General features: G+C 73.6%; 10 protein-coding genes. 5 read left to right on the forward strand and 5 right to left on the reverse strand.

Annotated elements, in window-relative coordinates; all coding sequences use genetic code 11:
• Positions 1-2292, forward strand: a 2292-nt coding sequence (locus tag QMZ92_RS08960) for a colicin E3/pyocin S6 family cytotoxin (protein WP_283296709.1), incomplete at its 5' end; no start/stop codon positions are given.
• A complete protein-coding gene (locus tag QMZ92_RS08965) occupies positions 2289-2519 on the forward strand; it encodes a DUF7683 domain-containing protein (protein ID WP_283296710.1) in 231 nt (76 codons plus the stop codon). The genes QMZ92_RS08960 and QMZ92_RS08965, both read left to right, overlap by 4 nt.
• 148 nt (positions 2520-2667) lie before the next feature.
• Here the strand turns inward: QMZ92_RS08965 and QMZ92_RS08970 are convergent, their stop codons facing one another.
• A complete protein-coding gene (locus tag QMZ92_RS08970; RefSeq protein ID WP_283296711.1) occupies positions 2668-3342 on the reverse strand; it encodes a hypothetical protein in 675 nt (224 codons plus the stop codon).
• Positions 3343-3955: 613 nt separating this feature from the next.
• Between QMZ92_RS08970 and QMZ92_RS08975 the strand changes: the two genes are divergently transcribed.
• Positions 3956-5185, forward strand: a complete 1230-nt coding sequence (locus QMZ92_RS08975; RefSeq protein WP_283296712.1) for a S8 family peptidase — start codon at positions 3956-3958, stop codon at positions 5183-5185.
• 199 nt (positions 5186-5384) lie between these two features.
• Here QMZ92_RS08975 and QMZ92_RS08980 read toward each other — a convergent pair whose 3' ends face one another.
• The 3 genes from QMZ92_RS08980 to QMZ92_RS08990 are packed head-to-tail and all read right to left on the reverse strand — an operon-like array spanning position 5385 to position 8080.
• A complete protein-coding gene (locus QMZ92_RS08980) occupies positions 5385-5627 on the reverse strand; it encodes a hypothetical protein (protein ID WP_283296713.1) in 243 nt (80 codons plus the stop codon).
• A 20-nt stretch (positions 5628-5647) separates the two neighbouring features.
• The gene (malQ, locus tag QMZ92_RS08985) at positions 5648-7819 is read right to left on the reverse strand and encodes a 4-alpha-glucanotransferase (protein WP_283296714.1); all 2172 of its coding nucleotides are present in this window, start codon (positions 7817-7819) and stop codon (positions 5648-5650) included.
• The gene (locus QMZ92_RS08990) at positions 7820-8080 is read right to left on the reverse strand and encodes a hypothetical protein (RefSeq protein ID WP_269730356.1); all 261 of its coding nucleotides are present in this window, start codon (positions 8078-8080) and stop codon (positions 7820-7822) included.
• A gap of 265 nt (positions 8081-8345) precedes the next feature.
• Between QMZ92_RS08990 and QMZ92_RS08995 the strand changes: the two genes are divergently transcribed.
• Positions 8346-11270 carry a glycoside hydrolase family 84 protein gene (locus tag QMZ92_RS08995; RefSeq protein WP_283296715.1) on the forward strand — a complete coding sequence of 975 codons (2925 nt, stop codon included), beginning with the start codon at positions 8346-8348 and terminating at the stop codon, positions 11268-11270.
• An 88-nt stretch (positions 11271-11358) separates the two neighbouring features.
• Here QMZ92_RS08995 and QMZ92_RS09000 read toward each other — a convergent pair whose 3' ends face one another.
• Positions 11359-11895, reverse strand: coding sequence for an HNH endonuclease (locus QMZ92_RS09000; protein ID WP_017944864.1), 537 nt, complete (start codon positions 11893-11895; stop codon positions 11359-11361).
• A gap of 245 nt (positions 11896-12140) precedes the next feature.
• Here QMZ92_RS09000 and QMZ92_RS09005 point away from each other — a divergent pair, with 245 nt between their 5' ends.
• Entirely contained in the window at positions 12141-13193 is a 1053-nt protein-coding gene (locus QMZ92_RS09005) for a mechanosensitive ion channel family protein (RefSeq protein ID WP_283296716.1), read from the forward strand.
• Positions 13194-13212: the final 19 nt, after the last annotated feature.

Below are 13212 nucleotides of genomic sequence, written 5' to 3' on the forward strand. Positions count from 1 at the left end.
GCCGGCGCCAACGCCGACGCCGCCGCCTCCGCCGCCGCAGAGGCCGACCGGTTCGCCGGCCAGGCCGGCGTCCACTCCGGCGAGGCCGCCGCGGCTGCCGCCGCCGCCCGCCGCCACGCGGCCGAGGCGACCCGCGCCGCCAACGCGGCCGAAGCCCTGGCCCGCAAGTCCGCCAAGGCCGCCAACGAAGCGCGTGACGCCGCCAACGCGGCCGCACAGCACGCGGAGAACGCCGCCAAGGCCGCCGACGAGGCAGCCGAACACGCCGGCGACGCGGCCACCGCCGCCACCAAGTCCACCGCGCACGCCAAAGCCGCCGAGCAAGCCGCCGACGCCGCCGTCGCGGCCGTCGACAAGGCCAAGGCCATCCACGACCTCGCCCGCCAGGTCGAGGCCGAGGAACTCACCGCCCGCACCAACGAGGGCATCGAACGCGCCCGGGACCTCAAAGCCCGGGAGACCGCCCGGGAAGCGGCCCTGACCAAGGCCGCACAGGACTCCACGGCGCTCGAGACCGAGGCCCGGACCCTCGCCGGCGAGGCCGCGAAGCCCGATGCCGACATCGAGAGCATCGCGGACCGGGGCAGGGACGTCGCCGTGCGGACCATGAAGATCCGCGGCTCCTGGGCCCGCACCGCCGCCGAAGTCGCCCTCGCCGGGCCCGACACGGCCGTCGTCGACTACCTCCGCACCGGTTGGAGCGAGGCCGCACAGCAGGACGAGCGATCCCGCGTGGAGGCGCTGGCGCTCGACTCACCGTCCACGAAGATCCGTGCTGCTGCCGAGACGGCCCTGCGCGGCGACGCCACGAAGGTGAGCACCTTCGTGACCAGCGGCCAGTACGAGGCCGTCACCGAGGAACTCCGCGTCCACATCGCACAGATCATCTCCGCGGGCGGTCCGAACGTCCAGGACGCCGGACGCGCGGCACTGACCTCCGGATCGGTCGAGCGGTACCGCGACTTCGTCGTACGCGGACAGCACACGGCCCGGGTGGAGGACGAACGTGTGCACACGGCCCAGCTGATCGACGCAGGCGGCCCGGAACTGAAGGCCGCCGGACGCATCGCCCTGGAAGGCCCGAAGCAGCAGCTGCACGCGTTCATACTGAGCGGCCGGCACAAGGCGCAGCGCAAGGACCAGCTCGCCGCGACCCACGTCGCACAGGTCCAGGCACTGATCGCCGGAGCGGCACACGTCGCGGCCAACGCCCAGAAGGACGCCGCCGAAGCCGGCAAGACCGCCGCCACCGCCCGCAAGGCCGCGGCCGAAGCCACCGCGTACGCCAAGCGGGCCAAGGCCGCAGCCGACCAGGCCAAGGGCTACGCCGACCAGGCCACCGCCTCCGCCAAAGCGGCGGAGACCTCCGCCGCCAAGGCGGCCGCCTCCGCGAAGACCGCCCGAGCCGCCGAGGCAGACGCCCTCAACGCCGCGACCCGTGCCCTGCACTCCGCCACGGAGGCGCAGAGTTCAGCCGACTGGGCCCGTGGGTCGGCCGACAGCGCCTGGGCGGCGGCCCACCAGGCCCGGGCCTCCGAGGTCGCGGCGGGGAAGGACGCCGCTGCCGCCAGGAAGGCGGAGAAGGAGGCCTTCGCCGCTGCTGTCGCCAAGCAGCAGGAGGAGCAGGCCGCCTGGCGTGCGACCGAGGCGGCGTGGCGCAGCGCCGACGGCGGGGGTGAAGAGCCCGGTGGCGAGGAGGACGACAGCTGGATTCCGGACTGGCTGAGCAACGCCGCGGACAATGTCGCGAACTACGGAGAGGCCATTCTGACCACTCCGGAGATCTGGATCGGTGCCGGCGAGACGGCGCTCGGCATCGTGATGATCGGTGTGGGAGCGGGCGGCGACATCGCCGGTGGCGCGATCTGCCTGACGGGCGTCGGCTGCCTCGCCGGAGCTCCGGCCATCGCCGCCAGCACCGGGCTCATCGTCGGCGGCGCCTACACCGTCGGCGACGGTGTAGGCCGGTTCAGCGACGGTTTCGGCGCGGCACTCCGCGAGGCTCAGGCCAGAAGCTCCGCCACGCAGAAGGTCGCCACCGGGCCGGTCAAGGCTCCGGACACCCTCAAGGGCTTCCCGAACGCGAGCAAGGCCAAGCCGAAGACTTCCGTCCAGGGCGGCGGTGGTCTGCGCAAGCGCTGGAAGGACCCGAAGGGGAACATCTACGAGTGGGATTCCCAGCACGGCACGGTGGAGAAGTACAACAAGCGGGGCAAGCACCAAGGAGAGTTCGACGGGGAGACCGGCGAACAGACCAAGCCCGCCGATCCGTCTCGTAAGGTGACGCCGTGAGTTATCTGATCACTTCCTACCGGATCGATTCCGACTCCCCCGATGGCGAGACGGACGTCTCGGGCCTGGACGTGCATGTCCTGGCCGACCTGGTCGGGGTCCCGGCCGACCGGCTCGTCGACGTGTACCGTCTGGAAGAGCGTCACACGGCTGTCCTCGGCCCGCTCACGGGCATCGAGTTCGACCTCGGAACCCACGAGTACTTCCTGGAGGCGGTGGCCGACTGAGCCACCGCTCTCCGCCACGGCCCGCCGGTCCGCCGGCGGGCCGTGGCCCGCGACGCCGAGCCCGTCGGCGGGGTCGTGGAACCCGCGATCGCGGGGGGCCGGCACCCGGAGGTGCCGGCCCCCCGCGCTCAAGGCCGCGCCCGGCGCGTCAGTGCTGCTTGACGAACGCCCGGCCCGCCTTCGAGCCGGCCGAGCAGGATTTCTTCTCCGCCGCGGTCATCTTGCGGCTCTTGACGACCACCGCGTTGCTCTTGCCGTCCGTGCCGTTCTTGGCCGGGCCGGTGATGGTGTCGCCCCAGAACCAGTAGTAGTGGCCCCACTTGGGGCTGTCGTAGTGGGTCTGCCAGGTGCCGGAGACCCGCTGCATCACCTGGGCCCGGGAGATCCAGCCGACCTCTCCCGGTTGCACCGTCATGTTCAGCGAGCTGCTCTCCGTATGTGTACTGCTCCAGGTGTGGTTGTAGGTGGCCGTCACGCTCAGGTCCACTATGCCCGCGATGTTCCCGCCGGTCGTGACCGAGACGCCCACCGAGTCCGTGGAACCGACCGAGTCGGTCCACGTCATCGACTGGGTGGCGGGGGACGTACTGCAGTTGAAGAGGGAGTCGGAGACCTGGCGGAACTTGCCGAGGTACGCCTCGCCGAGCGTCGGGTCGTTGAAGCTGCACTTGCCCACGCCCGACTCGCAGTCGGTCCTGAGGAGTTCACGGGTGGGCCCGTCGTCCGCGGCCGCTGTGGAGGTGGCCGCCACGAGGATTCCACAGGTTGCCGTCGCAACGGCGAGTGCCCGGACGCCCCGGTTCAGGGCGTGACTCATCGTCATGCTGGTGCCTTTCACGCTGTGTGGGGAGTCGGTGAACTGCGCTGCCACGCCCCGCAATTGGGACGTCCTGACCAAGCCGCAATCACCGCCTGTGAACGTGAGATTGTCTCAATAGCCACGCCAACCCCACCAAGAACAAGCAAAGTTGTAGTTGATTGCGAAACCGAACTTTCCGGTAACCGCACCAAACGCGAACAACCACGGACGGACCCTTCGACGGACCTTCCGCGTACCTCGACGGGCCTCGGGTGCGACCGGGTGGACACGGCCGGAAAGGACGAACGGCAGGGGCGAACGGCAGGGACGTACCGTCCGGCCGGTCCGGGGACCACGGTGTGCTGCACGAGGCGTACGGCAACGAGGTGCGCAGCATGCCGACGGTCGCCACCCGGCCGGGTCGGACCCGGCCCGCGCCCCCACCATCGCCGTCCGCGCGGGGCACCGCGTCCGGACGGTCCGTCACCCGCGCGGGCGCCCCACCCCCGGGTGAGCGGCAGCAGTCGGGGGAGATCCGTGCCCACGTCCGGGCGATCGGCTGACAAGGGCTCAAGCGGCGGCGCGACCGGGTCGAAAAAGCGGTGACATGATCACCGTCGATCGGATGGGAGTATCCATGCGACTGTTCGCGCGCCGCGCGGCCGCCGCCCTGCTGCTCGCCGTGTCCGCCGCCGCCCCCGGGGTGACCGCGCAGGCCGACGTGGAAGGTCCGACCCCCGCCCCGCTGTACCGGTCGGCCGAGCCGGTGAAGGGCAGCTACATCGTCGCTCTGCGTGAGGGCGCCGACCCGGTCGCGGTCGCCCGGGACGCGGGAGTGAAGCGCAGGTACACGTACAACCGGGCCATGCGCGGGTTCTCCGCGACGCTGAACGCGAACCAGCTGGAGACCATGCGGCTCGCGCCCGGCGTCGCGGCCGTGGAGGAGGACGCGCGTGTGTCCGCGCGCCGACTCCCCGAGGGTCCGCGGGTCCCGTCCCTGGACCGGCTCCCGGACCCGCGCGGTGCCGCGGCCCTCCGCCGGCAGGCCGCGAGCTGGGGACTCGACCGGGCGGACCAGCGGGCCCTGCCGCTCGACGGGCAGTTCACCGCGGCCTCCACGGGCAAGGGCGTCACGGTCTACGTCGTCGACACCGGGATCGACTACGACCACATCGAGTTCGGCGGCCGTGCCACCCTCGGGTTCGACGCCGTCGGCGACGGCCGCCGCGGCCGGGACTGCGAGGGCCACGGCACGCATGTCGCGGGGACGGCGGCGGGGGCGATCTACGGAGTGGCGCCCGAGGCCCGCCTGGTCAGCGTGCGCGTGCTCGACTGCGAGGGCGAGGGCGCCTGGTCCAGGATCATCGCGGGCCTCGACTGGGTGGCGAAGAACGCCCAGCAGCCCGCCGTGCTGAACGCCTCCCTCGGTGGCTCCACGTCCCCCTCCGCCAACGTCGCCACCAAGGCCGTCTTCGACAGCGGCGTGCTGCCCGTCGTCGCGGCCGGCAACTCCGCGGAGGACGCGTGCGGCGTCTCACCCGCGAGCGCGCCGAACGCCCTGGCGGTCGGTGCGACCGACACGGAGGACGCCGAGACCGACTACAGCAACTACGGGCAGTGCCTCAGACTCTACGCACCGGGCAGCGACATCAGGTCCGCGCGGATGGGCGGTGGCACCACGACGATGAACGGCACGTCGATGGCCGCCCCGCACGTGGCCGGCGTCGCCGCGCTCTACAAGGCGGCCCACCCCGCGGCCGGCCCCCAGGAGGTCGCGGACTGGCTCGTCGCCCAGTCCACGAAGAACGTCGTGAGGAGCATCACCCGGGGATCGCCGAACCGGCTGCTGTTCACGGGCGGACTGTGACCCCGTCCCCGGCACGGGGCGCGCCGCCGCGGGGCCGACGGCTGCGTACCGTCGGCCCCGCGACCGCACCCGGCGCGGCCCGCCGGTGCACCGACGAGGGCGCCTCACGGTGTGCGTACCGTGCGGCGCCCTCGGAGGTCCGCGGTGCGGCGCCGGGTTCGGGGCGCCCGCCCGGTGTCCCGGGCCTCGCGTCAGGAGGTCAGGCCTGCTTCTTCCTGGGCCTGTCGGACTTGTCGAGGACCATCACCAGGCCCGCGATCAGTACGAACAGCGCGATCGGCGCCACGACGAACAGGCCGAGCGTCTCGGCCACGCTCAGGCCGGCACCCGGGTCGTCGCCGTCGTCGCGGGTCAGCGCGAGCGCGGGGGACGACATGAGCAGCATCATCAGCGTCGTACCGGCCGCGACGGCACCGGCGCGCAGGGCGTTCTTCTTGTCCACGGTGCAAACGTAGCGAACGGCTAGGACGGCCGCGCGTCCGGGGTGCCCGTACGGGGAGCGGACCCCGGCCGGAACACCTCCATGAGCGCGTGCAGCCTCGGCGAGGCGGCCAGGTCGTCCAGGGTCATCGGGCGGCCGGCGGCGTCCGCGACGGGCAGCCGCCAGTTCGGGTACTGGTCCCAGGTGCCGGGCAGGTTCTGCGGCCGGCGGTCCCCGACGGCGTCGGGCAGCCAGACGCCGACCATGCGGGCCGGGGTGCGCAGCAGGAACCGGTACACGGCGCGGATCTCGCCCTCCTCGTCGTGGGTGCCCTCGGGCAGCAGACCGAGTCGGGTCAGACAGGCGCGCCATTCGGCCACCTCGGCGGAGTCCGCCGTGCGTTCCTGGTCCAGCGGCCGGGTGAGCAGGCCCAGCCGGTGGCGCAGCGCCACGTGCTCGCCCGTGAGGCGGGCCGCGGTGGACGGCAGGTCGTGGGTGGTGGCCGTGGCCACACAGCCCTCGCGCCAGTCCTCCGGCGGCAGCGGCCGCCCGCTGCCGGTCCAGTCGCGTTCGAACCAGAGGACGGACGTGCCGAGCACGCCCCGGCGCGAGAGGGCCTCGCGCACCCCGGGTTCGACCGTGCCGAGGTCCTCCCCTACGACGACCGCCCCGGCGCGGTGGGCCTCCAGGACGAGGACGGCGAGCATCGCCTCGGCGTCGTAGCGGACGTACGTGCCCTCGGTGGGCTCGGCCCCGACGGGGACCCACCAGAGCCGGAACAGGCCCATGACGTGGTCGAGCCGCAGCGCGCCGGCGTGCCGCAGGAGTCCGCGCAGCAGCCCCCGGTAGGGGGCGTAGCCGGAGGCGGCGAGGACGTCGGGCCGCCATGGAGGCAGGCCCCAGTCCTGGCCGCGGGCGTTGAACGCGTCGGGCGGGGCGCCCACCGACATGCCCGGGGCGAAGGCGTCCTGCTGGGCCCAGGCGTCCGCCCCGCCGGGGTGCACGCCGACCGCGAGGTCGTGCACGATCCCGACGGCCATCCCGGCGTCCCCGGCCGCCGCGGCGGCGTTGGCCAGCTGCTCGTCGGTCAGCCAGGCGAGCCGGCAGTGGAAGTCGACGCGGTCCATGAGGTCCCCGCGGGCGCGGGCCGTCGCCGGGGAGCGCGGGTCGCGCAGGCCCTCGGGCCAGGCGTGCCAGTCGGAGCCGTGGACCTCGGCGAGGGCGCACCAGGTGGCGTGGTCGTCCAGCGCCCGGCCGCGCTCGGCCAGGAAGGCGCAGTACGCGGCCCGGCGGCCGGGGCCGAGGGGCACCCGCAGGACCAGCTCCAGTGCCCGGTGCTTGAGCCGCCACACGGCGTCGCGGTCGATCAGCGCGCCCTTCTCCAGGACGGAGGCGCGCAGTTCGGCGGCCTTCTCCAGGAGCGTGTCCAGCCGGCACCGGTCCTGGCCGGTGACGTACGCGTACTCGGGAATGTCCTCGATCCGCAGATGCACCGGGTCCGGGAACCGGCGCGAGGAGGGGCGGTACGGGGACGGGTCGGTCGGCGTGCCGGGCACGGCCGCATGCAGCGGATTGACCTGCACGAACCCGGATCCGAGGGCGCGGCCCGCCCATGACGCCAGCTCCGCGAGGTCCCCGAGGTCGCCCATGCCCCAGGAGCGGCCGGACAGCAGCGAGTAGAGCTGGACCAGGAAGCCGTGGACCCGCTCGGCGGGCTGGTCCACGGCCTCGGGGGCGGCGACGAGCACGGTGCTGCCGGTGCGCCCGCCGGTGGTGCGCACGGTCAGCCGGTGCACCCCGGTGGGCAGTTCCGACCAGCCGTGTGCGGCGGAGGTGCTGCCTCCGGCAGGGGGCTGCTCGGCGGAGGGTGTGCCGGCGGTGCCCGGCGCGGGCGCCTGGGGGGCGATTTCGCGCCATTCCAGCAGGCCGCCGTCCTCCAGGTCCACGCGCACACGGGCGCCGGGCGGGACTGCGACGGGGGGCGGCCCGGCGACGGGGAGCCACGCCACCACGGTCGGCGGGAGCAGCCGCTCCCCGGCGGCGGACTCGGCTGCCGCGAGGGCCGCGCGGACCGCGTCCGGCGTGGCCGCGTCCACACCGAGGGCGGCGAGCACCGCGACGACCGTGGAGTCGGGGACGGGGACGCTGACGCCTGCCGAGGGCGAGTACGTGGTGGCGACACCGTGCAGCGCGGCGAGCCGGGCCAGGCCCATTCAGACTCCTGGGGACTCCGAGCCTCCGGCGTCGCCGGTGGCGGTGGGTTCGCTGGTGAGGGGGGCGGCGTCGACGAGGGGAGGCTCACTGGTCAGCGGCAGGGCGGCCGCGAGCGGGGGCTCGCTCGTGAGCGGACCGGCGTCTGCGAGCGGGGGCTCGCTGGTCAGGGGCGGTACGGAGGTCAGCGGCGGCTCGCTGGTGAGCGGGCCGGGCACCGGTTTGGACAGGGCGGGGAGCAGAAGCTGTGCGGGTGCGGCCACGGAGGGCCTCCTCACGGTGGGGCAACAGGACATGGGCAGCCCTACCCAGTGGGCGCGGCCGCAGACGTACACCTCTCGTCAACGTGTTCCGTGTCACATTCTGCTTCACACATGGGAGTTGAACCGGCCGGTCGCGACTCGCGCGCGTCGATGGGCAAATACGACACAACCGTCAGCCGCATTGACACCTTCACCACAGCGATGGTGGGCTCGAACCCGTTTCGTGGGGCACCGTGAGGCACGGGGAGTCGAGGGGAGACCGGACGTGCGGTTCGGGCGCAGGAAGCAGACGGCGACCGCCGTCGCCGTCGCCGTGATCGGCGGACTGCTCGGGACGGCTCCCGGGGCCGCCGCCGCCCCGGACGTACCGGGCTCCGCCAGCACGGCCGCCCCCGACCGGAAGGCCGCCGGATCGGTGCCCCCGGTCTGGCCACGGCCACAGGTGCTCAGGGCCACGGGCCCCGCCGTGCCGCTGGGTGAGGACGTGACGCTCCTCGCGGCCCCGGACGCCGACCCCCACGCCGTCGAGACCGTGCGCGAGGCGCTGCGCGCCGCGGGGGTGCGGACCGTCCACACGGAACTGCCCGGACGCGGGACGGTGCTCCGTCTCGGCGGATCGGGAGCACTCGACGCGCTGCGCGCCCTGCGCGTGCCGGAACGCGCCGATCTGCCCGCGGGCGGCTACCGGATCGGCACCGGCCGGGTGGACGAACGCCACACCGTCGCCGTGGACGGAGTGGGGACGGACGGGCTCTTCCACGGGGCCCAGACGCTGCGGCAGCTCGTCGCGGACCGCGCGGTGCCCGGTGTGACCGTACGGGACTGGCCCGGCACGGCCGTACGCGGAGTGACCGAGGGCTTCTACGGCCGCCCATGGAGCCATCAACAGCGCCTGGAGCAGCTCGACTTCATGGGCCGCACCAAGCAGAACCGCTATCTCTACGCGCCGGGCGACGACCCGTTCCGGCAGACCCGCTGGCGCGACCCGTACCCCGCCGCCCAGCGCGCCGAGTTCCGCGAGCTGGCCGAGCGGGCCAGGCGCAACCATGTGACGCTCGCCTGGGCCGTCGCCCCCGCCCAGTCGATGTGCCTGGCCTCCGACGACGACGTGAAAGCGCTCAAGCGCAAGATCGACGCGATGTGGGCGCTCGGGGTGCGCGCCTTCCAGCTGCAGTTCCAGGACGTCAGCTACAGCGAGTGGCACTGCGACCGGGACCCCGACGCCTTCGGCTCCGGCCCGGAGGCCGCGGCCAGGGCGCACGCACGGCTCGCCGGGGAGATCGCCGGGCATCTCGCCGACCGTCACCCCGGCGCGGAACCGCTGACGGTGATGCCGACGGAGTTCTACCAGGACGGCGCGACCGAGTACCGCACCGCGCTCGCCTCGCGGCTGGACCCCGGCGTCCAGGTCGCCTGGACGGGGGTCGGGGTCGTGCCCCGCACCATCACCGGACGGGAACTGGCCGGGGCCCGCGAGGTCTTCCGGCACCCGATGGTCACGATGGACAACTACCCCGTCAACGACTACGCGCAGGACCGCATCTTCCTCGGGCCCTACACGGGACGCGAGCCGGCCGTGGCGTCCGGTTCGGCCGCGGTGCTCGCCAACGCCATGGAGCAGCCGACCGCTTCCCGGATCCCGCTGTTCACGGCCGCCGACTACGCCTGGAACCCCAAGGGTTACCGGCCCCAGGAGTCCTGGCGTGCGGCGATGGACGACCTCGCCGGAGGCGATCCGCGGACGAGGGAGGCGCTCGGCGCGCTCGCCGGAAACCACTCCTCGTCCGTCCTCAGCCCCACCGAATCGGCCTATCTCCAGCCCCTGCTGGCCGAGTTCTGGCGCTCGCGGACCACGAACGACGCCAAGGCCAGGGACGAGGCGGCACGCCGGCTCCGGTCGGCCTTCACCGTGATGCGGGAGGCCCCGGAGCGGCTGGCCCGGCTGGACTCCGAGGTGGGGCCGTGGCTGGACCAGTTGGCGCGCTACGGCACCGCCGGAGAGCTCGCCGTCGACATGCTGCAGGCCCAGGCGCGCGGCGACGGCGAGGCCGCCTGGCGGGCGTCGCTGGCCCTCGCCCCCGTGCGCTCGCAGATCGGCGCGGGCAGGGTGACCGTCGGCAAGGGCGTGCTCGATCCCTTCCTCACCCGGGTGGCCAAGGAGTCGGCGGTGTGGACGGGTGCGGACCGTCGGCCCGGCCCGGTGACACGCACCGGCGGCACGTACACGGTGCGGCTGGACCGCGTCCGGCCCGTGGAAGCCGTGACGGCGATGACCGAACCGGGTGCGGACGGCGTCGCGGGCACGCTGGAGGCACACGTGCCGGGGCAGGGCTGGCGGCCGCTCGGCGGGCTCGCCCCGTCCGGCTGGACCCAGAGCCGCCCCCAGGGGCTGCGCGCGGACGCCCTCCGGATCACCGGGGGACCGCAGGCGCCCGCGGTACACGCGCTCGTGCCGTGGTTCGCCGACGAGCCCCGGGCCCGGCTGGCCCTCGGCCGGGACGAGCTGGACGCGCCGATCGGCGGCGGACCGCAGCGCACCGAGGCGTTCGTCGCCCCCCAGCGGCCGGACGAGGTACGCGGCGCGCTCACCGCCAAGGCCCCGAAGGGCATCACCGTGGACGTACCGAAGGAGGTGCGGGCACCGCGCGGCAGGCGGACGGCCGTACCCGTCGAGGTGACGGTCCCCCCTGGGACGCCCGCGGGCGAGTACCAGGTGCCGTTGGCCTTCGGCGGGGAGGAGAGCACGCTGACCGTACGGGCCTATCCGGCGACCGGCGGCCCCGATCTGTTCCGCACGGCGGTGGCGTCGTCCTCGGGGGACGAGACGCCGGACTTCCCGGCCTCCGCGGCGACCGACGGGGACCCCGGCACCCGCTGGTCGTCCCCCGCGGAGGACGGCGCCTGGTGGCAGGCGGAGCTGGCCCGGCCGGCCAGGCTGGGTCAGGTGGTGCTGCACTGGCAGGACGCCCACGCGGCGAGGTACCGCATCCAGGTCTCGGCCGACGGGCGCACCTGGCGCACCGCCGCGACCGTCCGCGACGGCAGGGGCGGCCGGGAGTCGGTCCGGATGGACGCGCCGGGAACCCGCTTCGTCCGGGTCCAGGGCGACGGGCGGGCGACCCGCTTCGGTTACTCGCTGTGGTCGGTTGAGGCGTACGCGGTGTCGGAGCAGGGCGGCAGCACGCCCTGATCGGCGCACGTCCGGGCCGGCGTCAGGGCGCGGAAGAGCGCGCGCCCGGGTGGCCCGGAGCGCGCGCACACGACAGTGGCCCGGATCCTCAGGCGGATATGCCGTCGATCCGGGCCATGGCGTCGTCCGCGCCGTACGGCTGCAGGTATGGCAGCCAGCGCGGGTCCCTATGCCCGGTGCCGATGATGCGCCACGCGAGGCCGCTCGGCGGAGCGGGCTGGTGCCGCAGCCGCCAGCCCAGCTCGCGCAGGTGCCGGTCGGCCTTGACGTGGTTGCAGCGGCGGCACGCCGCCACCACGTTGTCCCAGACGTGCTGACCGCCGCGACTGCGCGGAACGACGTGGTCGACGCTGGTTGCGACGCCACCGCAGTACATGCAGCGGCCCCCGTCGCGGGCGAACAGCGCGCGGCGGGTCAGAGGAACGGGCCCCCGGTAGGGGACCCGGACGAAACGCTTGAGCCGGACCACGCTGGGTGCGGGGATCACCCGGGTCGCGCTGTGCATGAAGGCGCCGGACTCCTCGAGGCAGACGGCCTTGTTCTCGAGGACGAGGACGAGCGCGCGGCGGAGCGGTACGACGCCGAGCGGCTCGTACGACGCGTTGAGGACCAGGACATGCGGCACGGATGCCTCCTTGTACGCCGGCGGCGCGTGGCTCGCGCCGGGACGATCTGTACTCAGTCTCTCCTCATGCCTGGTCGAAGCGCCACTACGTACCTGTAACGGGCCGGAGGGATTCTGTGTGCGCTCGGCCACACCGGGAGGTTCCCCGGGTGAGGCTCGTCTCTCCCTTGTGGAGAACGCCGGAGGCACGTCGTATGCCCCGATAGTGTGGATGGTCCGCCGATCGCACACACGGAGGTTCCGCAGTGTTCCTGGCCGTCGATCCGTCCGCGCCGCCCGTCAGTCTCGACGAGGCCGCGGACCGGGCCAACGAAGCCGCCGGATGGGTGGAGCAGAACTGGTCCACCTGGTTGAACGTGGGCCTGCGGATCCTGCTCATCCTCGTGATCGCGATCATGCTGCGCACCGCCGTCCGCCGCGCGCTCACCAAGTTCATCGAACGGATGAACCGCAGCGCCCAGGCCATGGAGGGCACGGCCCTCGGCGGGCTGCTGGTCAACGCCGAGCGGCGCAGACAGCGGTCCGAGGCGATCGGCTCGGTGCTGCGGTCGGTCGCCTCGTTCGTGATCCTCGGCACGGCGGGTCTGATGATCCTCGGCGCCCTCAACATCAACCTGGCCCCGCTGCTCGCCTCCGCCGGTGTCGCGGGCGTGGCCTTGGGCTTCGGCGCGCGGAACCTGGTCACCGACTTCCTCTCCGGCGTCTTCATGATCCTCGAGGACCAGTACGGCGTCGGCGACACGGTCGACGCAGGGGTCGCCTCCGGCGAGGTGATCGAGGTCGGCCTGCGCGTGACGAAGCTGCGCGGCGACAACGGCGAGATCTGGTACATCCGCAACGGCGAGGTCAAGCGGATCGGCAATCTGAGTCAGGGCTGGTCGACCGCCTCCGTCGAGGTGAACGTGCGGCCGGCCGAGGACCTGGGCCGGGTGCGCGAACTCATCGAGGAGGCGGCGACGGCGATGTCCAAGGAAGAGCCGTGGAACGAGCGGCTGTGGGGTCCGGTCGAGGTCCTCGGCCTGAGCGAGGTGCTGATCGACCGGATGACGGTCTCCGTCGCCGCGAAGACGATGCCGGGCAAGGCGCTCAGCGTGGAGCGCGAACTGCGTTGGCGCATCAAGCGCGCCTTCGACGAGGCCGGTGTCCGGATCGTCGGCGGACTGCCGCAGCAGGCCGACGGGGAGCAGGCGAGCGACCCGACGGCGGGCGTGGCGGCCCCGTCCGCATACGCCTCCGCCACGTCGCCGCAGTCGGTGGCGGCGTCCCCGATCTCGCCCCCGGCACCCCTGTCGAAGTAGCACCAGGGCCATGAGCGGG

Origin of the sequence: Streptomyces sp. HNM0645 (genome assembly GCF_030056615.1) — a bacterium.
GTDB classification, from domain to species: domain Bacteria; phylum Actinomycetota; class Actinomycetes; order Streptomycetales; family Streptomycetaceae; genus Streptomyces; species Streptomyces marianii.

Bases quoted from the DNA above. Each gene is read 5' to 3' on its own strand.
- QMZ92_RS08970 (WP_283296711.1), bottom strand. From the start codon at position 3,342: ATGACGATGAGTCACGCCCTGAACCGGGGCGTCCGGGCACTCGCCGTT.
- QMZ92_RS08975 (WP_283296712.1), top strand. From the start codon at position 3,956: ATGCGACTGTTCGCGCGCCGCGCGGCCGCCGCCCTGCTGCTCGCCGTG.
- malQ (WP_283296714.1), bottom strand. From the start codon at position 7,819: ATGGGCCTGGCCCGGCTCGCCGCGCTGCACGGTGTCGCCACCACGTAC.